We start from the raw sequence: 23,927 nt of genomic DNA on the forward strand, positions 1-23,927 counted from the left end.
TTGGCGCTGCACCCCCACCCCGGACCTGCGGTCCGACCCTCCCCACAAGGGGGAGGGTAAGCGGAGCTACTCCGCCGGCTCGACATTGGCGTACGCCGCTTCCTCAAGCTCCCGCTTCAGCCTCGCTTCCTCATGCGTCTTCGGCGTGACGAAGCGGCCGAGCAGGAGGTAGGCGACCGGGGTCAGGAAAAGCGTCGAGACGGTGGCGAGACCCAGCCCGCCGACGATGACCCAGCCGAGCGCGATGCGCGCTTCGGCACCGGCGCCGGCGGCCAGCACCAGCGGGACCCCGCCGAGGATGGTGCAGATCATCGTCATCATCACCGGCCGCAGGCGGATGATCGAGGCCTGCTCGATCGCCTCGCGCACGCCGAGGCCGCGGTCGCGCAGTTGGTTGGCGAATTCGACGATGAGGATGCCGTTCTTGGCCATGACGCCGACCAGAAGCACGAGGCCGATCTGGCTGTAGGCATTGAGGCTGGTGCCTGACAAAAGCAGCGCAAAGATTGCGCAGGCAAGGCCGAGCGGGACCGTCGCCATGATGATGACGGCGCTGACGAAGCTTTCGAACTGGGCGGCAAGCACCAGGAGGATGATGACCAGCGCGAAGCCGAAAATGGTGATCATGGCGCTGTTGGTCTCGCCGAGCGTCGCGGCTTCGGCCAGCGGCAGGACGCGGCTGCCCGGCGGCAGCAGCGGGGCGGCGATCTGCTCGGCAACGCCGAGCGCGTCACCCAGTGCGAAATTGCCGTTCAGGTTCGAGGTGATCGCCACCGAAGGCTGCTGCTGTTCGCGGGTCAGCGACGGCGGCACGGCGCGCTCGGTCAGCGTGGCGATGGTCGACATTGGCACGAAGCGGCCGTCGGCGGTCTTCAGGAAGATGTTTTCCAGATCGGTCGGATCATTGATCGGGTTGGTGGTCGAGACCAGCTTCACGCCATAGCTGCGGTCGGCGATGTAGACATCGACGACATCGTTGCCGTCGAGCATCGCCTGCAAGGTGTTGGCGAGCCCTGATATGTCGATGCCGAGATCGGAGGCGCGCTCGCGGTCTATGGCCACCGCCAGCTGCGGCTGCGTCGGGTCGATGGAAAGCCGCGGCGTCTGGAAGCGCGGATCGGCCTGCATCCGGGCGATGATCTTCACCGCCGCGTCGCCGAGCGCCTTGCGGTCGTTGCCGACCAGCGCGAATTGCAGGCCGTTGCCGGCGCCGCGAATGCCGAGGCTATTGGCCTGCACCGGGAAGATGCGCACGGATGGCACCTGCCGGGTCAGCTGGCTTATCTGCGCCATGATCTCCTGCTGGCTGCGCGTGCGCTCGTCCCACGGCGCCAGCGTCATCACCATGAAGCCGGAATTGTAGGCGCCGTTCTGGCCGGCGTTTTCGAAGGTCGAGACGATCTCGCCGGAATCGCGCAGCGGCTGGATCAGCCGCTCGATCTTCTGCATCTGCTGCGTGGTGTAATCGAGGCTGACGCCTTGCGGCGCGTTGATGCGCAACAGCACGACGGCGCGGTCCTCGCTCGGCGTCAGTTCCTGGCGGATGGTGCCGAACAGGCTGAAGGCGACGCCCGCAAACAGCACCGCAACCAGCAGCACGATCCACGGCGCGCCGAGGCAGGCATGCAGGGCGCGCTTGTAGGCCGCGTTCAGCGCGCCACCGACGCGCGCGCCAATGCCGTGACCGCCTTCATGGTGGAGCGATGCGCCGGTCAACATGCGCGAGGCCAGCATCGGGCACAGCGTCAGCGCCACCACGCAGGAGAGCAGCACCGACATGGCGAGGACGAAGCCGAATTCGCGAAACAGGCCGCCGGTCTGTCCCGGCAGGAAGGAGATCGGCACGAAAACGGCAACGAGCGTCAGCGTCGTGGCGATGACTGCGAAGAACACTTCTTGGGCGCCGAGCACGGCGGCGGCACGAGGCCCCATGCCTTCGTTGCGCCGTCGCACGATGTTTTCCAAAACGACGATGGCGTCGTCGACGACAAGGCCGGTCGCCAGCACCAGCGCCAGAAGCGTCAGAATGTTGATGGAGAAGCCTGCGAGATAGATGGCGGCGATGGTGCCGATCATGGCGACCGGCATTGACAGACCAGGGATCAGCGTCGCGCGCCAGTCGAGCAGGAAGATGTAGATGACGATCAGCACCATGGAGATCGACAGGCCGAGCGCGATCTCGACCTCGTGCACGGCGCCGTTGACGAAGACTGCGTCGTCGCTGGTGATCTTGATCGACATGCCCTTGGGCAGGTTTTCCTGCAGCTTGGCGACGGCTGCTTTCACTCCGGTGGAAATATCCAGCGTGTTCGATTCCGCCTGACGGATGATGCCAAGGCCAATGCCGGTCTTGCCGTCGGAGCGCAACGAGGTCTGGCCGATGTCGGGACCGAGCGTGACGGTGGCGACGTCGCGGATGCGCGTCGTGCCGCCGATGATGATGTTTTCGAATTCTTCCGGCGTCGTCACATCGGCCGTGGTGCGGACGATGAGATCCTGGTTGGTGGTGGTGATCGAACCGGCTGGTGAATCGAAAGCGACCGAGGCAAGCGCTGCCCTCAGATCGGCGACAGTGAAGCCGAGGCTGGCGAGCTTGTTCTGGTCGACATCGATGCGGAAGATCTTGTCGCGGTCGCCATAGACCTGAACGTCGGCGACGCCAGGCACGGCAGCCAGTTCGTCCTCGATCTGGTCCTGGACGATCACCGTCATGTCCTGCACCGACATGGTGTCGGAGGTGACGGCCAGTCGCATCACGGCATCGGAATTGGCATCGGCCTTGACGATGCGCGGCGGGTCGGCGGTCTCCGGTATCATGTTGGCGACACGGCCGACCGCGTCGCGCACGTCGGAGGCGGCGACGTTCAAATCGACGCCGTCGTTGAACTCGATGGTGACGCGGCTCTGGCCGAAGGAAGAGGTCGACGAGATCGACTTGACGCCGGAGACGCGGGCGACCGCGCCCTCGATGGTGTCGGTCAGTTCACGGTCGACGGTTTCGGCGGCGGCACCCTCGAAGGCCGTCGACACGGTGACCACGGCGCGGTCGACATCGGGCAGTTCGCGGATTTCGACGCCATAGAAAGCGGCAAGGCCGGCCACTGCGATCAGCGTGTTCAGCACGAAGGCCATAACCGGCCTGCGGATGAAGAGTGCGGTGAAGCCGGTTTCGCTGGCGGTGCTGACGGGTGCAGTCATGAGCCTTCGGCAGCTTCCGCGGCGCGCTGATCCTGGCCGGCGATGCGGACCGCGCCGCCTTCGCTGACGCTCTGGGTGCCTTCGGTGACGACCATGTCGCCATCCTCGATCTCAGCGTCGATCAGCACCGTCTCAGTGTTGCGCTGGATGATGCGCACGGGAACGCGCCTGGCCTTGCCGTCCTCGACCTGCCAGACATAGGCGCCGTCGGAACCCCACAGGATTGCCAGCGGGCTGACGGCCGGATAGGTGTCGCCGGGGAAGCGCATGGTGATGCCGAACGACATGCCGGCGCGCAGCGAATCCGCCGGATTGGCGATTGCAGCCTTGACCAGCAGGGTGCGGCTCTTTTCGTCGATGTGGTTGTCGATGGCCGACACAGTGCCGGTATAGGCCTTGCTCGGATTGGCGATCGGCGTCGCCGACAGTTGCGCGCCGACCTTGACGGCGGCGGCGAAGCGCTCGGGCACCAGGAAATCGACCAGGATGGAGGAGCGGTCGTCAAGCGTGGCGATCGCCGACTGGCTGGTGACGTAATTGCCGGCCGATATCGGCAGGATGCCGACCGTGCCGGCGATAGGGGCGACGATCGAACGACGCTGCAAGGCGAGTTCGGCATCCTGCAGCGCCAGTTTGGCGCCGGCCAGCACCACTTGGGCATCGGCGACGGCGACCGGGGTCGCGGCGTTGGAGGCCCTCAATGATTTCACCCGCTCGAGCTTGTCCTGGGCATCCTGCAAGGCAAGCTTGGCACGATCTTGCGAGATCACCTCGGTCTCGGAATCGAGAACAGCGATGATCTGCCCCTTGTCGACGCGGGTGCCGGATTGGACGAGAAATTCAACGAGGCGCCCAGAGCTGTATGGGTTGACCGTCACCGAGGCGTTGGCGCGGCCGGTGCCGATCGCCTGCAGGCGATCGTTGATGGTGGCGGTGGTCGCCGGCAAGGCGACGACATTTGCCGGGCGGCCGGCAGCGTTGCGGCCGCCTGCCTGTTTTGTCGTGTCGACCGCACCGGTTGTGGCGGGCGCCGAAGCATAGGTCCAGTCGATGCCCCAGCGTGCTAGAACCTCCGGCGCGCCCGGGAAGAATCGCGCCCAGGCGAGGACAGCCGCGACCAGGATCACAAGCGCAAAAACGATCTGTTTCCAGGCGGCCATCGACACTCCGGTTGGCAAAACGTCTACCGGTTTCGCCAAGCAAAAAAACGCGCAGCGACGCACCCGGTATGTGCGAAGCCGCCGCAATATCATGGCTTTATGGCAATTCTGCCGCTTCCATGCACATTAAATCTGCGTAATTTTGCGCACTTGCGGCGGGGATTGAGCGTGTCAGCGCAGGCTTTCGAGGTCGCGGATGCGCCTGGCGCTGTCGGCCTCGAGCTGCCTGGTGACGGCGCCGATCAGCGTCTCGGCGACAACGAACAGAGCGGCGGAAGAGTCCCACGCCGAAGGCACGGCGGTGCGTCCGGCAATGACATGGCGGGCGAAGCGGGCGATCGGCGATAGCCACTGGTCGGTGAACAGCACGATCTGAACGCCGCGCTGATGCGCGGTCTGGGCAAAGCGGACCAGACTGTCCTGATAGCGCCTGATGTCGAAGATCACCAGCACGTCGCGCTTGCCCATGTCGATCAGCCGGTCGCGCCAGATGCTCTCCTGGCCGGCAAGGTGATAGACATCGGGCTGGATGATGGCGAGATGGGCGGCCATGTAGCGTGCCAACGGATCGGTGAAGCGGCCGCCGATCAGGAATGTCTTGCCGCGCCGGTCGGCAAGCCTTGCGGCGATGTCGGCAAGCTGTCTGTCGGAGAGATGCCTGAAGGTCTCGCGCATATTGTCCAGCGTCGCCTCCAGCATTGGCGATACTGCACCGCTTGGGGAGGCCGGGTTGAGCGTGCGCGATGCCGGCGACTGCAATTGCGCCGCCAGTTCGTCCTGCAGCGCCGACTGGAATTCGGGATAGTTCTGGAACCCCAGCCTGGAGACAAAGCGCAGGATGGTCGGCGACGATACGCCGGCGGCGGTCGAGAACTCGGCGACCGTCTTCAGCCCGATCAGCGGATAGTTCGCAATCAGTGTCTGCGCGGCGCGGCGCTCGCCGGCCGGCATCGTGCCGATGCGGTCCGAAATCAGTTCGGCAATGCTGGAAATCATCGTTTTCCCCACCCCTGAGCCCGTCCAGACCGCTTCCCCGAAATCGCATTTGACAAAGCCGGACAAACTGTATGAAATCATCCACAGGGACGCAATGAGGCAAAATACGTAACATAAGATACAGCGCTCCCCAGGGGACGGCAGACTATGGAGAGAGCACGGCCCGCCAGCCTTGCATCGTCTGATACCGTAGGGGTGACGAACCCCGGCGGGTCCAGCCCTTTCGTGCTGACCTGCGACCACGCTTCCAACTTCCTGCCGTCCGAATTCGGCACGCTTGGCCTGCCGGCCGAGGACCTCTCCCGCCACATCGCCTGGGACCCCGGCGCGCTGCCGGTGGCGCGCCGCATCGCGACCGCCCTCGATGCGACGCTCATCGAAACCCGCATCTCGCGCCTGATAATCGACTGCAACCGTCCGCTCGACGCACCGGACCTGGTGCCGCCGGTCAGCGAGACGACGGCCATTCCGGGCAATGCCGGCCTGTCGGACAGTGAGCGCGCCGAGCGCATCGCTTTGTCGTGGCGGCCGTTCCACGACACGATCGCATCGATCATCGACGACCGGCAGGCGCGTGGGCAGGACACCCGGCTGGTGTCGGTGCATTCCTTCACGCCGGTCTACAAGGGCAAGAACCGGCCCTGGCATATCGGCATCATCCATGATGACGACCGCCGGCTGGCGTCGCCGCTGATAGCGGCGCTGCAGCGGCTCTCCGGCGTCACTGTCGGCATCAACGAGCCCTATTCGCCGGCCGACCGCGTATATTTCACTTTGGAGCGCCATGCACGCTCGCGCGGCCTTGCCTGCGCAATGATCGAAATCCGCAACGACGAGATCTCCGGCGAGACCGGGCAGCGGAAATGGGCGGATCTGCTCACGGGCATTTTTTCTGACCTGGAACCCGAGGAGGCCAAGGGTTCCCGGCGACACGCAATGGGAAAGTCAGTTCAATCGGCCAGCTAGAAAAACAGGGGACGAAAATGGCAGGACCGGACAAATCAGACGCTGAAAGATCGGAGGATGTAAAAACCCTCCATAGCATGGGCTATGCCCAGGAGTTGGCTCGCCGCATGAGCGGCTTCTCGAATTTCGCAATTTCCTTTTCGATCATTTGTATTCTGGCGGGCGGCATCACGTCCTTCCCGCTGGCCATGGCGACCGGCAGCGGCTTCGAGGCGACTGTCGGCTGGGTCATCGGCGGCGTCTTTGCACTTGTCGTTGCCGCGTCCCTTGGCCAGATCGGCTCGGCCTACCCAACGGCCGGCGGTCTCTACCACTGGTCGTCAATTCTCGGCGGGCGCGGCTGGGGCTGGGCCACGGCCTGGATCAACTTGCTCGGCCTGGTCTTCGTCGTCGCCTCGGTCAATGTCGGCGTCTACGCGCTGTTCAAGGACCTTGTCTGGTCCGGCGTGTTCGGCAACGACGTCTCCGCGTGGGACTATCAGGAGCAGGTGATCGGCGTTGTGATCATCACGGTCGCACAGGCGCTGATCAACCATTTCGGTATCAGGCTCACCACCATGCTGACGGATTTCTCGGGCTACCTCATTCTGGTCGTCGCCGTCGTGTTGACCGCGATGTTCCTGATCTGGGGCGCAAGCTGGGATTTCTCGCGGCTCACCACCTTCGTCAACAACACCGGTGATCCAGGCGCAGGCTACGTTCCGACCGCACGGACGGCACTCGTCGCCTTCCTGATCGGCCTGCTCTACCCACTCTACACCATCACCGGCTTCGACGCTTCGGCCCACACGTCCGAAGAGACCCACAACGCCCGCGTGGCGGTGCCGCGCGGCATGATCCATTCGGTCCTGTGGTCGCTGGTGTTCGGCTTCGTCATGGCCGTTTCGTTCGTACTGGCCAGCCCCGATCTGGCAGCGACGGCCAAGGATGGCGCCAATGCCTGGTTCAATCTCTTCAACAAGCTGCCGGCACCATTCCTGCTGAAGAGCATCATTGCCATCGCAATCGTGCTGGCGAACTTCATCTGCGCTCTCGCCGGACTGACGTCGACCTCGCGCATGATCTTTGCCTTCGCGCGTGACGGCGGCCTGCCCGGTTCGTCGGTGTGGAAAACCGTCAGCCCGACATGGCGCACGCCGGTGGCGGCAATCTGGCTCGGAGCGGTGCTCGCGGTCGCAGCGACATTGTACTCGCCGGCTTTTGCCGCACTGGCGGCCGGCTGTGCATTGTTCCTCTACGTGTCCTACGCCATGCCCGTGGCCGCCGGCCTGCTTGCCGAGGGCAAGAGCTGGACCGAATTCGGCCCGTTCCGCCTCGGCATCTGGTCCAAGCCGTTCGCCGTCATCACGGTGCTTGGCGTTCTGGTGCTGATGTATGCCGGCATCCAGCCGCCCTTCGACATCCTGATCAACTATGCCATCGGCCTGATCGTTCTGCTCATGGTGCTGTGGTTCGGCATCGAATCGCGCCGCTTCAAGGGCCCGCCGATCGGCGCCGACATTGCTCGCCGCGCTTCCGAGATCGCGGCCGCGGAAGCAGCCGTCGGCCAGACGGCAGGCTAACAGCAAAGACTAGATGCTCCGGCCGGCGCAAGCCGACCGGGGCAGGGCCGGCCAGTTAAGAATGCAAAGGGGACTACAATGGCAGCACCGGGTTATTCAGACACAGACAAGGCGGAAGACGTAAAGCACCTCCATTCCATGGGCTACGCCCAGGAACTTGAGCGGCGGCTAAGCCGCTTCTCCAACTTCGCCGTTTCCTTCTCCATCATCTGCATCCTGTCGGGCGGCATCAATTCGCTGGCGCAGGCAACGTCGGGCGCCGGTGGCATCGGCATCGGCATCGGCTGGCTGGTCGGCTGCTTCGTCTCGCTCACCTTCGCGGTCGCCATGTCGCAGATCAGCTCGGCCTATCCGACGGCCGGCGGCCTCTATCACTGGGGTTCGATCCTCGGCAATCGCGGCACCGGCTGGGTGACGGCCTGGCTCAACCTGCTCGGCCTGATCACCGTGCTCGGCGCCATCAATGTCGGCACCTGGACGTTCTTCATCGGCGCCTTCGGGCCGACGCTCGGCATCGAGGGTACGCTGACCAATCAGATGATCTTCCTGGTCATCATCACCGGCGCCCAGGCCCTGATCAACCATCTCGGCATCAAGCTGACTGCGAAGTTGACCGACTTTTCGGGCTACCTGATCTTCTTCGGCTCGATCCTGATTGCTGTCGTCTGCCTGTTCTCCGCCGAGACCTGGGATTTCAGCCGGCTCTTCACCTTCCACAACTACTCGGGTGAGGCCGGCGCCAGCGTCTGGCCGTCCGTCTCGAACGCCTGGGTGTTCGCTCTCGGCCTTCTGCTGCCGATCTACACCATCACCGGCTACGATGCTTCGGCACACACTTCCGAGGAAACCATCAAGGCGGCCTCATCGGTGCCGCGTGCGATGGTGATGTCGGTTATCTGGTCGGCGGTCTTCGGCTATTTGTTCCTGGCCGCCTTCGTACTGATGATCCCCAACATGGACGACGCCGCCAAGCAGGGTTGGAACGTGTTCTTCTGGGCCTTCGACCAGCGCGTCAGTCCCGGCCTCAAGGAGTTCGTCTACCTCGTCGTGTTCATCGCCCAGCTGTTGTGCGGCCTCGCAACCGTCACCTCGGCTTCGCGCATGATCTTTGCCTTCTCGCGTGACGGCGGCCTGCCGGGCTCGTCTGCACTGGCCAAGGTCAGCCCGACCTATCGCACGCCGGTGGCGGCGATCTGGACGGCGTCGGTCCTGTCGGTGCTGTTCGTCTGGGGTTCGACGCTGGTTTCGGTCGCCGGCACCTCGGCCTACACCATCGTCGTGTCCTGCACCGTCATCTTCCTGTTCCTGTCCTTCACCGTGCCGATCGTGCTCGGCATGGTGGCCTGGGGAACGCCGAAGTGGGACAAGATGGGACCGTGGAACCTGGGCCGTGGCATCTTCATGCTGTTCGGCGTTCTCTCGATCGTGTCGATGATCCTGATCTTCATCATCGGCATCCAGCCGCCGAACGACTGGGCGCTGTACATCACCGTCGGCTTCTTCATCCTGACGGCGATTGTCTGGTTCGCCTTCGAGCGCAATCGCTTCCAGGGCCCGCCGCTGGGGGACATCATCGCGGCACGTCAGGCAGCGATCAAGGCCGCCGAACAGGCGGTCGGCGAAACCGGCCACTGACGTCACCATCATGGCCATGGCCGGCGTGCAGCCGGCTATGGTTTCGTCCTCAACGACCAAGCACTGGAGTGCCAAAGGAAATGGCCGGAAATTTCTCGTTCGATCAGTTGAAGAAAGCGGTCTCCAGTGGCGAGATCGACACGGTGCTGGCCTGCATCGTCGACATGCAGGGGCGGCTCGCGGGAAAGCGTTTCCTGGCGCAGTACTTTGTGGATTCTGCTCATGACGAGACGCATGGCTGCAACTATCTGCTCGCCGCCGACATCGATATGGAGCCGGTGCCGGGCTACAAGGCGGCAAGCTGGTCGAAGGGCTATGGCGACTTCGTCATGAAGCCGGACCTTGCGACGCTGCGGCGGATTCCGTGGCTGGAAAAGACCGCGCTGGTGATCTGCGACGTGCTCGACCACCACACCCATGACGACCTTCCGCATTCGCCGCGCGCGATGCTGAAAAAGCAGGTCAAGCGGCTCACCGAACGCGGCTATATCGGCTACTTCGCCTCCGAGCTCGAATTCTACCTGTTCAACGAGACCTACGATTCCGCCCGCAAGAAGCACTGGCAGGGGCTCGACACCGCGTCGCCTTATATCGGCGACTACCAGATCGGCATCACCACCAAGGAAGAAGGCGTCATGCGCCGGCTTCGCAACGAGATGGAAGCGGCGGGCATCCCGATCGAAAACTCCAAGGGCGAATGGGGCCCGGGCCAGGAAGAGATCAATGTGCGCTATGCCGAGGCGCTCGACATGGCGGACCGCCACGTCATCCTGAAGAACGGCGCCAAGGAGATTGCCGAGTCCGAAGGCAAGTCGATTTCCTTCATGTCGAAATACAATTACGGGCTCGCGGGCAACTCCAGCCACATCCACAATTCGCTGTGGAGCGCCGATGGCAAGACGCCATTGTTCTTCGACAAGAAGGCGGACTGGACTTTGTCCACGCTTGGCCAGCAATGGGCGGCTGGGCAGCTCAAATACGCCAGGGAGTTTACCTGGTTCCTGGCGCCCTACATCAACTCCTACAAGCGCTTCCAGGCCGGCACCTTCGCACCGACCAAGATCATGTGGAGCGAGGACAACCGCACCGCCGGCTTCCGCCTGTGCGGTGAGGGCACCAAGGGCATCCGCATGGAATGCCGCATCGGCGGCGCCGACCTAAACCCCTATCTCGCTTTCGCGGCGCTGATCGCCGCCGGCCTTGCCGGCATCGACGAGAAGCTCGAACTGCAGAAGCCGTTCGTCGGCGATGCCTACCAGGCCTCGCGCCTGCCGGAGATCCCGAAAACGCTGCGTGACGCCACCGAGACGCTGGCCAAGTCGAAGATGCTGAAGCAGGCGCTCGGCGACGATGTGCTCGAACATTATGTCCACACCGCAAAGTGGGAGCAGTTCGAATACGACCGCCGCATTACGGATTGGGAACTGCACAGAGGGTTCGAGCGGTACTAAAACTTTATACAGCTTTAATGTTGACAATGTGGTGAAGTTAGTACCATATGGTACCTGTAAACTGCAGTGCGCTACATTGAGGAGTTTGCAATGTCCAAATATGCGCCGCTCAAGGACTTTCTCATTGCCCAAAATGTCGATCGCGTTCCGATGTCATTCGCCGAAATCGAGAGAGTGCTCAATCTGCCGCTGCCCGCATCGAAGCAATACCCTGCATGGTGGAGCAACAATCCGAGCAACAATCCCATGACAAGGGAGTGGCTTGAGGCTGGGTTCGAGACCGAATCCGTCAATATAGGGAGTGGGAAACTGGTATTTCGCCGCGTTCGCAAAGAGCCCATTTCGGCGCCGCCCAGTGGTAGCGTGCCTGCCGCGCCAAAGGAGGCGCGCGCGGATCGCCACCCCGGTTTTGGTTTCATGAAGGGCCTAATAACGATCGAAGCCGGATTTGATATCACCAAACCTTTCGATGACGAGCCATGGGACCGGGGCTATCTGGGCGGTGAGGCTGACGCGCGTGACGGCAAACTTGCGGTGCGTAAATGAGCGAAGGGCCAAACCTGCTTCTGGATACATGTGCGATGATCTTTGTCGCCAACGATAGTCTGATCGATCCGCACGCAAGCCGGGAGATTTCGGAAGCGGCCTATGACGGCCGTCTGTATCTTTCGCCGATGTCGGCATGGGAGATCGGAATTGGCGTAGCCAAGGGCCGGCTCAATCTGCCATTGGCGCCACTCGACTTCGTGGAGCGATTCATCGAGCGAATGTCGGCAAAGCTCAGCGCTATCTCACCAGCCATTCTGATTGCGTCATCCAACCTGCCCGGTCCGCCTCATGGTGATCCCATGGATCGGATACTGATGGCAAGTGCGAGAGCGTTGGACATGGTTCTGGTGACGCGTGACGAGCCCATCCTTCGCTATGGCCGCAACGGCCATCTGCGTACGCTAGCCTGCTAAACTGGAGCATCCTTTGGAAACCGTAAAACTCAAATCGCCCATCGATGGTTCGATCTATGCCGAGCGACCGATCGCGACCGACCAGGCGATCAATGCCGCGGTCGAGCGCGCCAAAGCGGCGCAGGAGAAGTGGGCGCTGACGCCGATCGTCGAGCGCGGCAAATTTATGCTGGCGATGCTCGAAGCGCTGGTCGCGATGACCGACGAGATCGTGCCGGAGATCGCCTGGCAGATTGGGCGACCGGTGCGCTATGGCGGCGAGTTCGGCGGCGTCAGGGAACGCACCAATTACATGGTCGAGATCGCTGAAGCCGCGCTGAAATCCGTGCCGGCATCCAACCCGAAGGACGGCTTCCGACGCTATGTGAAGAAGGATCCGCTCGGCGTCGTCATGGTGATCGCGCCGTGGAACTATCCCTATCTGACCGCCGTCAACACCATCGTGCCGGCACTGATGGCCGGCAATACCGTTATCCTCAAACATGCGGCGCAGACGCTGCTGGTCGGCGAACGGTTCCAGCAGGCGTTCGACAAGGTTGGGCTGCCCAAGGGCGTGTTCCAGAATGTCGTGCTGAACCATGCCCAGACCGAGAAGCTGCTCGGCTCGGGCAAGATCGACCATGTCAATTTCACCGGTTCGGTCGGCGGCGGCCGCGCCATCGAGAAGGCGGCGGCCGGCACCTTCATGACGCTCGGGCTCGAACTCGGCGGCAAGGATCCGGCCTATGTGCTGCCCGACGCCAAGCTCGACCATGCGGTGGCCAATCTGGTCGACGGCGCCTTCTACAATTCCGGCCAGTGCTGCTGCGGCATCGAGCGCGTCTATGTGCATGAGAAGGTCTACGACCAGTTCGTCGAAGGTTTCATCGCCGAGACGAAGAATTATGTCGTCGGCAATCCGCTGGAACAGGAGACGACAATGGGGCCGATGGCGCAGGCGCGCTTTGCCGACCTGATCCGCGAGCAGAAGGCCGAGGCGCTGCGCAAGGGTGCAATCGCACACATCAATATGAAGGTGGCTAACGACAAGGCCGGCTCGCCCTATCTGGCGCCGGAAGTGCTGACCGGCGTCGACCACCAGATGAGCGTCATGCGCGAGGAAAGTTTTGGCCCGATCGTCGGCATCATGAAGGTGCGTAACGACGAGGAGGCGATCGCGCTGATGAACGACAGCCCCTACGGGCTGACCGCTTCGATCTGGACCGGCGATATCGAGCATGCGGTGGCGATCGGCGACCGCGTCGAGACCGGCACCGTGTTCATGAACCGCTGCGACTACCTCGATCCGGCGCTGGTCTGGACCGGCGTCAAGGACACCGGCAAAGGCGTCGCCCTTTCGGCGCTCGGCTACGACAATCTGACCCGGCCGAAATCCTTCCATCTGCGCGAAGCCATCTGATTTTTTGAAAGACAAGACATGTCCAAGCTGATCTCCAAATGGAACTACCCGACCACCGTCCGCTTCGGTGCCGGGCGCATCAAGGAACTGCCTGAGGTGCTCGCGGCCACCGGCATTAAGCGGCCGCTTTTCGTCACCGATCCGGGGTTGGCGAAACTGCCGGTCGTCGCTTCGACGCTGAAAATCCTCGACGACGCCAAGGTATCCTATGGCGTGTTCTCCGAGGTGAAGCCGAACCCGGTCGATTCCAACCTCACCGCCGGGATCGCCGTGTTCAAGAAGGGCAAGCATGACGGCGTCATCGCCTTCGGCGGCGGTTCAGCGCTCGATCTCGGCAAGCTGATCGCGTTCCAGGCTGGCCAGACGCGGCCGATCTGGGACTTTGAGGATGTCGGCGACTGGTGGACGCGCGCCAATTCGGATGCCATCGCGCCGATCATAGCCGTGCCGACCACTGCCGGCACAGGCTCGGAAGTCGGGCGTGCCGGCGTCATCACCAATGAGGCGACGCACACTAAGAAGGTGATCTTCCATCCGAAGCTTTTGCCGGCAATCGTCATTGCCGATCCGGAACTGTCGGTCGGCATGCCCGGCTTCATCACCGCCGGCACCGGCATGGATGCGCTGGCGCACTGCCTCGAAGCCTATTGCGCGCCGGGCTATCACCCGATGGCCGACGGCATTGCGGTGGAAGGTGTGCGCCTGGTGTTCGAGAACCTGCCCAAGGCCTACGCCAACGGCAAGGACCTTGTCGCGCGCGCCCACATGATGAGTGCGGCCGCCATGGGTGCTGCCGCCTTCCAGAAGGGTCTTGGCGCCATCCACTCGCTGTCGCATCCGATCGGCGCGCTCTACGACACCCATCACGGCATGACGAATGCGGTGTTCATGCCCTATGTCTTGGCCTTCAATCGCGACTCCATCGAGGAGCGGATTGCCCGGCTCGCTGCCTATTGCGGCATCAAGGGTGGCTTCGACGGCTTTGCCAAAGCGATCATCAAGCTGCGCAAGGAATTGAAGGTGCCGCATGCGCTGCCCGATCTGATCAAGGGGCTCGACATGGACAAGAAGCGCAAAGGGCTGATCGCCGACATGGCGGTGGTCGATCCGACCGCCGGCGGCAACCCGGTCGGGCTGACCAAAAAGGCGGCGCTGACGCTGCTCGAGAACACTATCGCCGGCACTGTCTGAGGCGGTTTCTGCGCCGGACGTGATCTAAAAACGAAGGGAAAGGAAGGGCAAGGGGGCAAAAAGCAAGGCTATAAACCATTAGCCGGGAAATTAAGTGCAGGCTAATTGCTACAGCCTGTTAAAAAGAGTTAACTTTTCGTGCCGCCGGGCGCCTGTTTCAAAAAGCTTTCATCTGGCTGTCACACGAAATCGATACCGCATCGCAGGCGTCCAGGACGCCAGTTCAACGGAGAGAACACATGTTCAAGTTTACAGGGAAAGTGCTTTCCCTTTCGGCCGTCGCCCTCATGGCGACTTCTGCTATCTCGTCGGCCCAGTCCATGGACGAACTGGTTGCCGCTGCGAAGAAGGAAGGCCAGCTCACCACCATCGCGCTGCCGCATGACTGGTGCGGCTACGGCGCCGTCATCGACGGGTTCAAGGCGAAGTATCCTGAGATCACCATCAACGAACTCAACCCCGATGCCGGCTCCGGCGACGAGGTAGAGGCGATCAAGGCCAACAAGGACAACAAGGGCCCGCAGGCGCCCGACGTCATCGACGTCGGCCTGTCCTTCGGTCCGACCGCCAAGGCGGATGGGCTGCTGATGCCCTACAAGGTGTCGACGTGGGACTCGATCCCGGACAGCGCCAAGGATGCCGATGGTTACTGGACCGGCGACTACTATGGCGTGCTATCCTTCCTGGTGAACAAGGACCTCGTCAAGGAAGCGCCTGCTGACTGGGCTGACCTGCTGAAGCCGGAATTCGCCAACACCGTGGCGCTTGCCGGCGACCCGCGCGCCTCGAACCAGGCCATCCAGGCCGTCTACGCGGCCGGCATTTCCGGTGGTGCGGCTGCCGGCGAAGCTGCTGGCACTGCTGGTCTCGACTTCTTCAAGAAGCTTAACGCCGCCGGCAATTTCGTGCCGGTCATCGGCAAACCGGCGACCCTGGCACAAGGCCAGACGCCGATCCTGGTGACCTGGGATTACAATGCACTTGCCGGTCGCGACACGCTGAAGGGCAATCCGCCCGTCGACGTCGTCGTGCCCAAGACCGGTGTCGTTGCCGGCGTCTATGTGCAGGCGATCAGTGCTTTCGCACCGCATCCGAACGCTGCCAAGCTCTGGCTGGAGTATCTCTACTCCGACGAAGGCCAGATCGGCTGGCTGAAGGGCTATTGCCACCCGATCCGCTTCAACGATCTTGCCAAGAACGGCAAGCTCCCGGCGGACGTGATGGCCAAGCTGCCGCCGGCCGAGGCTTACGCTGCCGCGGTGTTCCCGACGCTGGACGAGCAGGGCAAGGCAAAGGAAGCCGTCACCAAGAACTGGGATGCCGTCGTCGGCGCCAACGTCAAGTAAGGCTTGAAACCAACCGGGCGGCCTCGCGGCCGCCCGGTGTTCCTCGGAGACGGTAGCCGGCGCATGACAGATATCTCGCTTTCCGATCACGCAGTTGCCGGGAAGACCGCGCCCCCCAGCGAGGCGCGTGCAATGCGACTGCCGACGCAATGGCTCGGCGTTGCGCCATTCTTCATCTTCGCCATCATGTTCCTGATCCTACCCACGCTCTATCTGATGCTGGGTGCATTCCAGAACGATGCCGGCGAATTCACGTTCGAAAACATAGCAGCACTGGCGCAGCCATCGATTGTCGCCGCCTACTGGATCTCGCTCAAGGTCAGCCTTTCCTCGTCGCTGATCGGCGCCTTCGCAGGTCTCGGCATCGCCATCGCCATCGTGCGCGGCGGCCTGCCGGAGTGGATACGTTCGGCGACGCTGACATTCTCCGGCGTGGCTTCCAATTTCGCCGGCGTACCGCTGGCCTTCGCCTTCATCGCCACGCTCGGACGCCTCGGTCTCGCCACGGTGCTGCTCAACACCGTGTTCGGCCTCAACATTTATGCGCACGGCTTCAACATCCTATCGTTCTGGGGCCTGACGCTGACCTATGTCTATTTCCAGATTCCCCTAATGGTGGTCATCATCACGCCGGCGATCGACGGCTTGAAGAAGGAGTGGGGCGAGGCTGCGGCGACGCTTGGCGCCACCCAGACGCAATACTGGCGCATGGTGGTCATCCCGGTGATCTGGCCGAGTTTCCTCGGCACGGTCATCCTGCTCTTCGCCAATGCCTTCGGCGCCATCGCCACCGCCTATGCGCTGACCGGCTCTTCACTCAACATCGTGCCGATCCTGCTCTATGCGCAGATACGCGGTGACGTGCTGCACAATGCCCATCTCGGCTATGCGATCGCCTTCGGCATGATCGTCATCACCGGGCTGGCCAATGTCTTCTACATTTGGTTCCGGACGCGCTCGGAGAGGTGGCTGAAATGAAGTCCGGAAAATTCTGGGCCTGGGTCGTCTTCGGGCTGGGCGCGGCCTATTTCTTCATTCCGCTGATCGCGACGGTGGAATTTTCCTTGCGCATGCGGCGCGGCGCTTATTCCTTCGACGCCTATCAGATCGTGCTTGGCGACCCTCGTTTTCAGGCGACCTTTGGCTACTCAGTGCTTGCCGCCATCTTCACCATCATTCTGGGCGTGTTGATCGTGGTGCCCGCCGCCTACTGGATTCGACTGCGCCTGCCGCAACTGCGGCCGATCGTAGAGTTCATCACGCTGCTGCCGCTGGTCATTCCCGCCATCGTCATCGTCTTCGGCTATATCAGGATGTACGGTTCGAATTCGCCGCTGCCGTTCCTGGCCACCGACATGGGCACAAATGCCTTGCTGGTCATCGGCTATGCAATGCTGGCGCTGCCCTACATGTATCGCGCGGTCGATACCGGACTGCGCACCATCGACGTCAGGACGCTGACCGAAGCGGCGCAGATCCTTGGCGCCGGTTGGGGCACGATCATTGGTCGTGTGATCCTGCCCAATGTGCTGATCGCCGTGCTGTCGGGCGCCTTCCTTACCTTCGCCATCGTCATTGGCGAATTCACCATGGCCAGCTTGCTCAACCGGCCCGCCTTCGGCCCCTATCTGCAAAACGTTGGCGCCAACCGCGCCTATGAGCCGGCGGCGCTTGCCATCATCGCCTTCGCCATCACCTGGGGCTGTATGTCGCTGATCCAGATCCTGTCCCGTTTCGCGCCGAGATCGGCGAACCGCCCGAACTGATCGACAAAGTACTGATCGAAAGAAAAAGCCATGGCCGAACCATTCCTCTCCATCCAGCATGTGCGAAAATCCTTCGGCGCCACCACCGTGGTCGAAGATTTCAATCTTGATGTCGAGCCGGGCGAGTTCGTTTCCTTCCTTGGGCCATCGGGTTGCGGCAAGACCACCGTGCTGCGCATGGTCGCCGGTTTCGAAGAGCCGTCGGCGGGCAAGATCGTCGTCGCAGGCAAGGACATCACGAGGCTAAAGCCCAACCAGCGCAATGTCGGCATGGTGTTCCAAGCCTATGCGCTGTTCCCCAACCTGACGGTGGCGCAAAACATCGGCTTTGGCCTGAAGGTCGCCGGCATGCCCAAGGCGGACATCGACAGACGCGTGGCCGAGATGCTCGACATCATCAAGCTGCCGCAGATGGCCGACCGCTATCCCTACCAGCTCTCCGGCGGCCAGCAACAGCGCATCGCGCTGGCCCGCGCCATCGCGCCGAAGCCGAAGCTGCTTTTGCTCGACGAGCCGCTGTCGGCGCTCGACGCCAAGGTGCGCGTCTCGCTGCGCGAGGAAATCCGCTCGATCCAGAAGAAGCTCGGCATCACTACCATCTTCGTCACACATGACCAGGAAGAGGCGCTGTCGATCTCGGACCGCATCGCGGTGATGTATGGCGGCAAGGCCGAGCAGGTCGGCACCCCGTTCGAGATCTACAACCGGCCGGCGACCAAGTTCGTCGCCAATTTCGTCGGCACGCTGAACGTGCTCGAAGGCACTGTCACCGATGCCGCGTCCGGCAAGGTGCGCGTCAACACGCAGGAAGTCTCGCTAATGGGCAAGCTCAACGGCTCGAAGTCCGGTGACACGCTGTCGCTGGCGCTGCGACCGGAGGCGATTTCGCTCGGACGCCAACCCGGGCGCGATTCAAGCCTGTCGGGCGAAATCTCCGAAGTGCACTTCCTCGGCTCAGTCATTCGCGTTCGCGTCGGCATCGGCGGCAACACGGTGTCGCTCGACACCTTCAACAGCCCGGCAACGCCACCGCCCGCGGTCGGCGAGAAGGCCGACATATCGTTCTCATCAAGCGATATGCTGGTGCTGCACTAGCAAGCAGCATTTTGGCGCGACCGAGGCGGTCGATTCGAGCTGGCGCGATGAACGGCCGTATCATTGCCGGACCCCGAGTGCTGGATAATCAACAGCATCTTGCCATCCAGCCACTGCCCATGATGCCGCTTCGCCGCTACGATAGGCCATGGCGCTATTCGAACTTACCCTCATCCTGCTTCTGGCTGCCGTCGCGCTGACGGCGCTGTCGCGGCGGCTGGAAATTCCCTATCCGTCCCTGCTGGCTCTGGCCGGGGTCGCGATCGCCTTCGTACCCGGTGCGCCGACGATCGAGATCGATCCGGAACTGGCGCTTGCCCTGTTCATCGCGCCGGTGCTTCTCGACGCCGCCTATGACACGTCGCTGCGCGACCTCAAGCGCTACCGGCTGTCGCTCGCGCTGCTGGCGCTAGGCGCAGTCGTCTTCACCACCGTGGTGGTTGCCTTCGTCGGCTGGAAGATGGCCGGCCTGCCGATCGCGGCGGCAATCGCGCTTGGCGCCATCGTCGCGCCACCGGATGCGGTGGCCGCATCCGCCGTGCTCAGCCAGTTCAAGGTACCGCACCGCATCACCGCCATCCTGCAGGGCGAGAGCCTGCTCAACGATGCCACGGCGCTGCTGATCTACCGGCTGGCGGTTTCGGCGGCGCTTGGCACGATCATGCTCAGCAACGCCGTTCCGGTGATCCTGCTGGCAACGATCGGCAGTGTGATCGCGGGCTATCTGTTTGGCCGCGTCTCGCTGCTGGCGCTCGGCCGCATCGAGGATGCGGCGAGCAGCACGGTGGTGCAGTTTGCCGGAACCTTCGCCGTGTGGATCATCGCCGACAGGCTGGGCCTTTCCGCCATCATCACCATCGTCGTCTATGCCATGACCATTGCGCGCAGGGCGCCGCGCCAGTCGTCGGCGAGACGCCGCGTCAGCACCTATTCGGTCTGGGAGTCGGCCGTGTTCGTGCTCAACGTGCTGGCTTTCGTGCTGATGGGCCTGCAGGCACGCACGATCGTTGGCAGGCTGGCCGGCGACGGGCAAGGCGAAGCATTCCTTTTCGCCGCAACGGTGCTGGTCGTCGTTATCGTCGCGCGCCTTGTCTGGGTGGCGAGTTACGTCGCGATCATCCGGTGGCTTGCCCGCTTCGGCAGCCAAGAGGCAAGGCGGGAATTGCCGACGTTCGGCGGCGCCGTCATTGTCGGCTGGTGCGGCATGCGTGGGTTGGTGACGCTGGTGGTGGCCATTGCGCTGCCGGCCGATTTTCCCGGCCGCGACCCGATCGTGCTTGCCGCCTTCGCGGTGGTGCTGGGCACGCTGGTACTGCAAGGCATGACGCTGAAGCCGCTGCTGCGCTGGATCAACTTCGACCCCGATAGAACCGTCGACAATGAGGTGGCGCAGGCGCGCGTCGCCATCATGCAGGCAGCACTGGACGTGCTGAGCCGCAAGACATCTGCGGCCGCCGCCGTCGTGCGCGAACAGTATGAAGCGCAGCGCCTGATTGCGGAAAACCCGGAGGACGCTCAGGCCGCGACCGAATACGACCGGCTGCGCCTCTATGCCATCAACCGCCAGCGCGACACGCTCGAGGAGTTGCGCAGCAACGGCACGATCGGCGACGAAGCCTACCACCGGCTGGAGGAAGAGATCGACTGGGCCGAACTGGCGGCATCGCCGGCGGGCCGGTTCCAGCCGCTGACCACATCATAGACGCTGGCCCAGTTCCGCCGTCGTGCCGGTACATTGCAACCCATCTGCCGAACCGCTACTGCCAAAGCGAAATTGAGCCGGATAAGCAATGAAGCTGGTCAGCTACAACATCCAGTACGGGTTCGGCGGTGATGGCCGTTACGATCTTTCGCGCTGCACCAAGCTGGTCGACGGCGCCGATATCATCGCGCTGCAGGAGGTCGAGCGGCATTGGCAGCGCACCAATGAGGACGACCAGCCGGAGGTCCTGTCCAAGCTGCTGCCTAGCTATTACTGGGTCTATGGCCCGGCCTTCGACATGGACGCCAGTGAGCGGCGCGACGGCCGGGTCGTCAACCGCCGCCGCCAGTTCGGCACCATGCTGCTGTCGAAGCTGCCGATCGCCTGGTCGCGGCTGTACGCGCTGCCCATGCGCCGCACGCTCAAGCCGCTCAACACCCGCAATGCGGCGCTCGAATGCATGATCCGCACACCCGCCGGACCGGTAAGGGTCCTGTCGCTGCACCTCGCCCATGTCGCGGCGGAGGAGCGGCTGGAGCAGATCGACTATCTCTTGGCCGAGCATCGCCGCGCGCCGTCCGAGGGCGGCCCGTGGAGCGGCGCGGACGATGAGCCTTCGCGCAACTGGACCAGCGGCGAGGCCGAGCCGGAGAACCCGACAGCTGCGATCTGGATGGGCGATTTCAACATGGAGCCGGGCAGCGCCGAATACAGCCGCATCGTCGGCAGCACGCCCTATCATCGCGGGGCAGCTTATCTCGACGGATTTGTTGATGCCGCTGCCGTCGCTAGCGAGCCGGCTGCCGATTTCCACACCCATGTGAAAACGATCGACGGGAAAGTGGCAAAACGCCGGCTCGACCATTGCTTCGTCGGCGGTATGTTCGCGGACCGTGTGCGCTCGGTCAGTGCCGATATAGGCGAGATCGCTTCAGACCATTTTCCGGTCCGGATCGATATCGATCTCGAAACGCCTTTGAGCTCGGGAGATCGGTGAGCCCTCGATGACGCTTTTCGTCTTTTTCGCGGTGCTTGCCGCCGCCGCCATGCACGCGATCTGGAACGCGCTGGTCAAGGTGCATCTCGATCGCTTCCTGTCGATCACGCTGATGACGCTGGGCATGGGTTTTGCCGCACTGTTCGTGCTGCCCTTCGTCGAGTTTCCAAAGGCCGCGGTATGGCCCTTTATCATCGCCTCGGTGCTCTTTCACATGGGCTACCGGACCTTCCTGATCGGCGCCTACAAGGCCGGCGATTTCGCCCAGACCTATCCGCTGGCGCGCGGCACGGCGCCGCTTTTGACCGCGCTCGGCGGCGTTGTCGTGGTGCAGGAGATGCCGGCGCCGTTCGCCATCCTCGGCATCCTGCTGCTGTCGGCCGGCACGCTGGTGATGTCGTTTCGCGGCGGCGCGCATCTGGAGCGGATCAATGTGCGGGCGGTCGGCTTTGCGCTCGGCACTTCGATCTTCATATCCAGCTATACGCTCTCCGACGGCAGCGGCGCGCGGCTGGCCGCAACGGCAACGAGCTATGCCGCATGGCTGTTCATCTGCGATGCCACGTGGGCGCTGGTGCTGTGCCTCATCTTTCGCGGGCCCAAGGCGCTGCCCGTGCTGGCGCGTGACTGGAAAGCAGGCCTGTTCACCGGCGTGCTCAGCGGCGCGGCCTACTGGATCGTCATGTGGGCGATGACCAAGGCGCCGATCGCCTCGGTGGCGTCGTTGCGGGAGACGTCGATCCTGTTTGCCATGATGATCTCGGTTTTCGCGCTCGGCGAGAAAATGACAGGCTGGCGCGGCGCCGCCGCGCTCAGCATCGTCGCCGGTGTCGTGGCCCTCAGACTGGGCTGAGAGCCTGATACTTCAGCCGAGCACCGTCATCACCTGTCCGCGCCGTTCCGGACTGAAGCGGATGACGAGGATGATGCAGACGGCGACCACGCCGGCAAACAGCGCCAGCGCGTAGCCATAGCTGCCTCCAGACGCCTCGGCGATGCCGGCCTGGTAGGGACCGCCATAGGACGCCGCGAGATTGCCGGCCTGGTAGATGAAGCCGGGCAAGGTTGCCCGCACGGCGCCGGGCGACAGCTCGTTAAGATGCACCGGGATGACTCCCCAGGCGCCCTGCACCGCGACCTGCATGACGAAGGCGCCGATGGCCAGCATGAACGGTGTCGAGCTGAAGGCCCAGAGCGGAATCGAGGGCAAGGCAATCAGGCAGGCGAGCGTTATCGCGTTGACGCGGCCGATCTTCTCCGACAGTGCGCCGAACGCCAACCCGCCGACGATGGCGCCGATATTGGCGACGATGGTGATCCAGCTCACCGTGTGCGGGTCGAAGCCATGCTGCTTCTTGAGGAAGGTCGGGTAGAGGTCCTGCGTGCCGTGGCTGAAGAAATTGAAGAACATCATCAGCACGACCGCATAGACGGCGACGCCCCAGTGCTTCCGCAGCGTTTCAAGAAGGTCAGGTCTGACGGATTTCTGCGCCTCGACGAAGGCCGGCGATTCCGGCACATGCGAGCGGATGAAGAGCACGATCAGTGCCGGCAGGAAGGAGAGCAGGAACATGGCGCGCCGGCCGATCGTGTAACTACCGATCGTCTGCTGGTAGAGCACGCCGTAAACCACGGCCGCCAGAAGGTAGCCGGTGGGATAGCCGCATTGCAGGATGCCCGAGACCATGCCGCGGGCACTGGGCGGAATGGACTCCATGGCGAGCGAACTGCCCAACCCCCATTCGCCGCCCATGGCGATGCCGAACAGAGCGCGCAGCGCGAGGAAAATGCCGAGATTGGGCGAGAAGGCAGCCAGCGCGCCGATCACCGAATAGCTGACGATGTTGAGCATCAGAATGGGCTTGCGGCCATATTTGTCGGCCAGCCTGCCGAAGAAGAAGGCGCCGATGAAGCGTGTCGCCAGCGTCAGGAACAACGCTTTGGAGACTGCCGGGACGTCAGTGTTGAATCAGGTTGCGATATCGGTGAGCAGGAACGTCAGAAGGAAGAAATCAAAAGCGTCGAGCGTCCAGCCGAGGAAGGAGGCAAGGACGGTTTTCTTCTGCTGCGCGGTGAGAGCCACGACGTTCCTCCTAAACGCCCCCGGGGAACGATATGTTCCTTGGGGCGCAAAAGAGAACAGGCGTCAGCCGGCTTTCGAAAGAAGCGCGGTCACTTTTTCGTAATGTCGAGATCGAACACCATCAGCCCGTCGGTGCCGCCTTCGAGCGCTGCGACCAATCGGGCGCCGGCGCGCTGATGCGCTTCATGCACGAGATAGGCGTCGCGGGCGGCGGCATCGCGGAAGTCGATGGTGAAGGCATGGCTGAAGCCGCGCGCGAACGGCTCCGGGCTGACATTGGTGCTGAAATGGACCGTGTCCATGCCGTCGACGACGGAGCGCAGTGCTTCGAGATCGGCGTGGATTGCCGTGCGCTCGGTGGCGGGCACATCGCTGCGGAAGCGTACGAAGACGCAGTGTCTGATCATTGGTTCGTTCT

General features: G+C 63.0%; 19 protein-coding genes and 1 pseudogene. 15 read left to right on the forward strand and 5 right to left on the reverse strand.

All coding sequences use genetic code 11. The features are described from left to right. Positions 1–66 precede the first annotated feature (66 nt). From NKJ80_RS26705 to NKJ80_RS26715, 3 genes are all read right to left on the reverse strand, one after another. Positions 67–3,198, reverse strand: coding sequence for an efflux RND transporter permease subunit (locus NKJ80_RS26705; protein WP_023704042.1), 3,132 nt, complete (start codon positions 3,196–3,198; stop codon positions 67–69). After that, on the reverse strand, positions 3,195–4,358 hold the full coding sequence (locus NKJ80_RS26710) for an efflux RND transporter periplasmic adaptor subunit (RefSeq protein WP_023691844.1): 1,164 nt from the start codon (positions 4,356–4,358) through the stop codon (positions 3,195–3,197). Before NKJ80_RS26710 ends, NKJ80_RS26705 begins: the two co-directional genes overlap by 4 nt. A gap of 171 nt (positions 4,359–4,529) precedes the next feature. Continuing rightward, entirely contained in the window at positions 4,530–5,354 is an 825-nt protein-coding gene (locus NKJ80_RS26715; protein WP_023671160.1) for a MurR/RpiR family transcriptional regulator, read from the reverse strand. A gap of 147 nt (positions 5,355–5,501) precedes the next feature. Between NKJ80_RS26715 and NKJ80_RS26720 the strand changes: the two genes are divergently transcribed. The 15 genes from NKJ80_RS26720 (at position 5,502) to NKJ80_RS26790 (ending at position 22,279) form a co-directional block, all read left to right on the forward strand. After that, positions 5,502–6,320 (forward strand): N-formylglutamate amidohydrolase, encoded by an 819-nt coding sequence (locus tag NKJ80_RS26720; RefSeq protein WP_023671161.1) that lies wholly within the window; start codon positions 5,502–5,504, stop codon positions 6,318–6,320. A gap of 17 nt (positions 6,321–6,337) precedes the next feature. After that, entirely contained in the window at positions 6,338–7,882 is a 1,545-nt protein-coding gene (locus NKJ80_RS26725) for an amino acid permease (protein ID WP_352498616.1), read from the forward strand. A gap of 78 nt (positions 7,883–7,960) precedes the next feature. After that, positions 7,961–9,517, forward strand: coding sequence for an amino acid permease (locus NKJ80_RS26730; protein WP_023691841.1), 1,557 nt, complete (start codon positions 7,961–7,963; stop codon positions 9,515–9,517). Positions 9,518–9,597: 80 nt separating this feature from the next. Next, positions 9,598–10,968 (forward strand): glutamine synthetase family protein, encoded by a 1,371-nt coding sequence (locus tag NKJ80_RS26735; RefSeq protein WP_023701008.1) that lies wholly within the window; start codon positions 9,598–9,600, stop codon positions 10,966–10,968. Positions 10,969–11,058: 90 nt separating this feature from the next. Continuing rightward, positions 11,059–11,514: a DUF7662 domain-containing protein gene (locus NKJ80_RS26740; protein WP_023671165.1), complete on the forward strand. Its 456-nt coding sequence runs from the start codon at positions 11,059–11,061 to the stop codon at positions 11,512–11,514. After that, entirely contained in the window at positions 11,511–11,930 is a 420-nt protein-coding gene (locus NKJ80_RS26745; protein WP_023804693.1) for a type II toxin-antitoxin system VapC family toxin, read from the forward strand. The genes NKJ80_RS26740 and NKJ80_RS26745 overlap by 4 nt, the downstream gene beginning before the upstream one ends. Positions 11,931–11,943: 13 nt before the next feature. Continuing rightward, positions 11,944–13,329 carry an aldehyde dehydrogenase family protein gene (locus tag NKJ80_RS26750; protein WP_352498617.1) on the forward strand — a complete coding sequence of 462 codons (1,386 nt, stop codon included), beginning with the start codon at positions 11,944–11,946 and terminating at the stop codon, positions 13,327–13,329. An 18-nt stretch (positions 13,330–13,347) separates the two neighbouring features. Beyond that, a complete protein-coding gene (locus NKJ80_RS26755) occupies positions 13,348–14,520 on the forward strand; it encodes an iron-containing alcohol dehydrogenase (RefSeq protein WP_352498618.1) in 1,173 nt (390 codons plus the stop codon). 239 nt (positions 14,521–14,759) lie between these two features. Beyond that, the gene (locus tag NKJ80_RS26760; protein WP_023814634.1) at positions 14,760–15,866 is read left to right on the forward strand and encodes an ABC transporter substrate-binding protein; all 1,107 of its coding nucleotides are present in this window, start codon (positions 14,760–14,762) and stop codon (positions 15,864–15,866) included. A gap of 63 nt (positions 15,867–15,929) precedes the next feature. Continuing rightward, positions 15,930–16,844, forward strand: coding sequence for an ABC transporter permease (locus NKJ80_RS26765; protein ID WP_023671170.1), 915 nt, complete (start codon positions 15,930–15,932; stop codon positions 16,842–16,844). Next, on the forward strand, positions 16,841–17,632 hold the full coding sequence (locus NKJ80_RS26770; protein WP_023671171.1) for an ABC transporter permease: 792 nt from the start codon (positions 16,841–16,843) through the stop codon (positions 17,630–17,632). The genes NKJ80_RS26765 and NKJ80_RS26770 overlap by 4 nt, the downstream gene beginning before the upstream one ends. 30 nt (positions 17,633–17,662) lie before the next feature. After that, on the forward strand, positions 17,663–18,727 hold the full coding sequence (locus tag NKJ80_RS26775; protein ID WP_023701013.1) for an ABC transporter ATP-binding protein: 1,065 nt from the start codon (positions 17,663–17,665) through the stop codon (positions 18,725–18,727). Between the two features lie 148 nt (positions 18,728–18,875). Next, positions 18,876–20,429 carry a cation:proton antiporter gene (locus tag NKJ80_RS26780; protein WP_023814633.1) on the forward strand — a complete coding sequence of 518 codons (1,554 nt, stop codon included), beginning with the start codon at positions 18,876–18,878 and terminating at the stop codon, positions 20,427–20,429. 88 nt (positions 20,430–20,517) lie between these two features. Continuing rightward, positions 20,518–21,426: an endonuclease/exonuclease/phosphatase family protein gene (locus NKJ80_RS26785; protein WP_023814632.1), complete on the forward strand. Its 909-nt coding sequence runs from the start codon at positions 20,518–20,520 to the stop codon at positions 21,424–21,426. Between the two features lie 7 nt (positions 21,427–21,433). Further along, a complete protein-coding gene (locus NKJ80_RS26790) occupies positions 21,434–22,279 on the forward strand; it encodes an EamA family transporter (protein ID WP_023683217.1) in 846 nt (281 codons plus the stop codon). Positions 22,280–22,291: 12 nt separating this feature from the next. On the opposite strand, the pseudogene NKJ80_RS26795 reads toward NKJ80_RS26790, so the two are convergent. Both NKJ80_RS26795 and NKJ80_RS26800 read right to left on the reverse strand, forming a co-directional pair. After that, positions 22,292–23,509: pseudogene (locus tag NKJ80_RS26795) on the reverse strand (MFS transporter). An 89-nt stretch (positions 23,510–23,598) separates the two neighbouring features. Then, positions 23,599–23,916 (reverse strand): Dabb family protein, encoded by a 318-nt coding sequence (locus NKJ80_RS26800; protein ID WP_023683219.1) that lies wholly within the window; start codon positions 23,914–23,916, stop codon positions 23,599–23,601. Between the last annotated feature and the right edge of the window lie 11 nt (positions 23,917–23,927).

It is taken from the genome of Mesorhizobium sp. M0030 (assembly GCF_040323695.1).
In the GTDB taxonomy this organism is placed as follows: Bacteria; Pseudomonadota; Alphaproteobacteria; order Rhizobiales; family Rhizobiaceae; genus Mesorhizobium.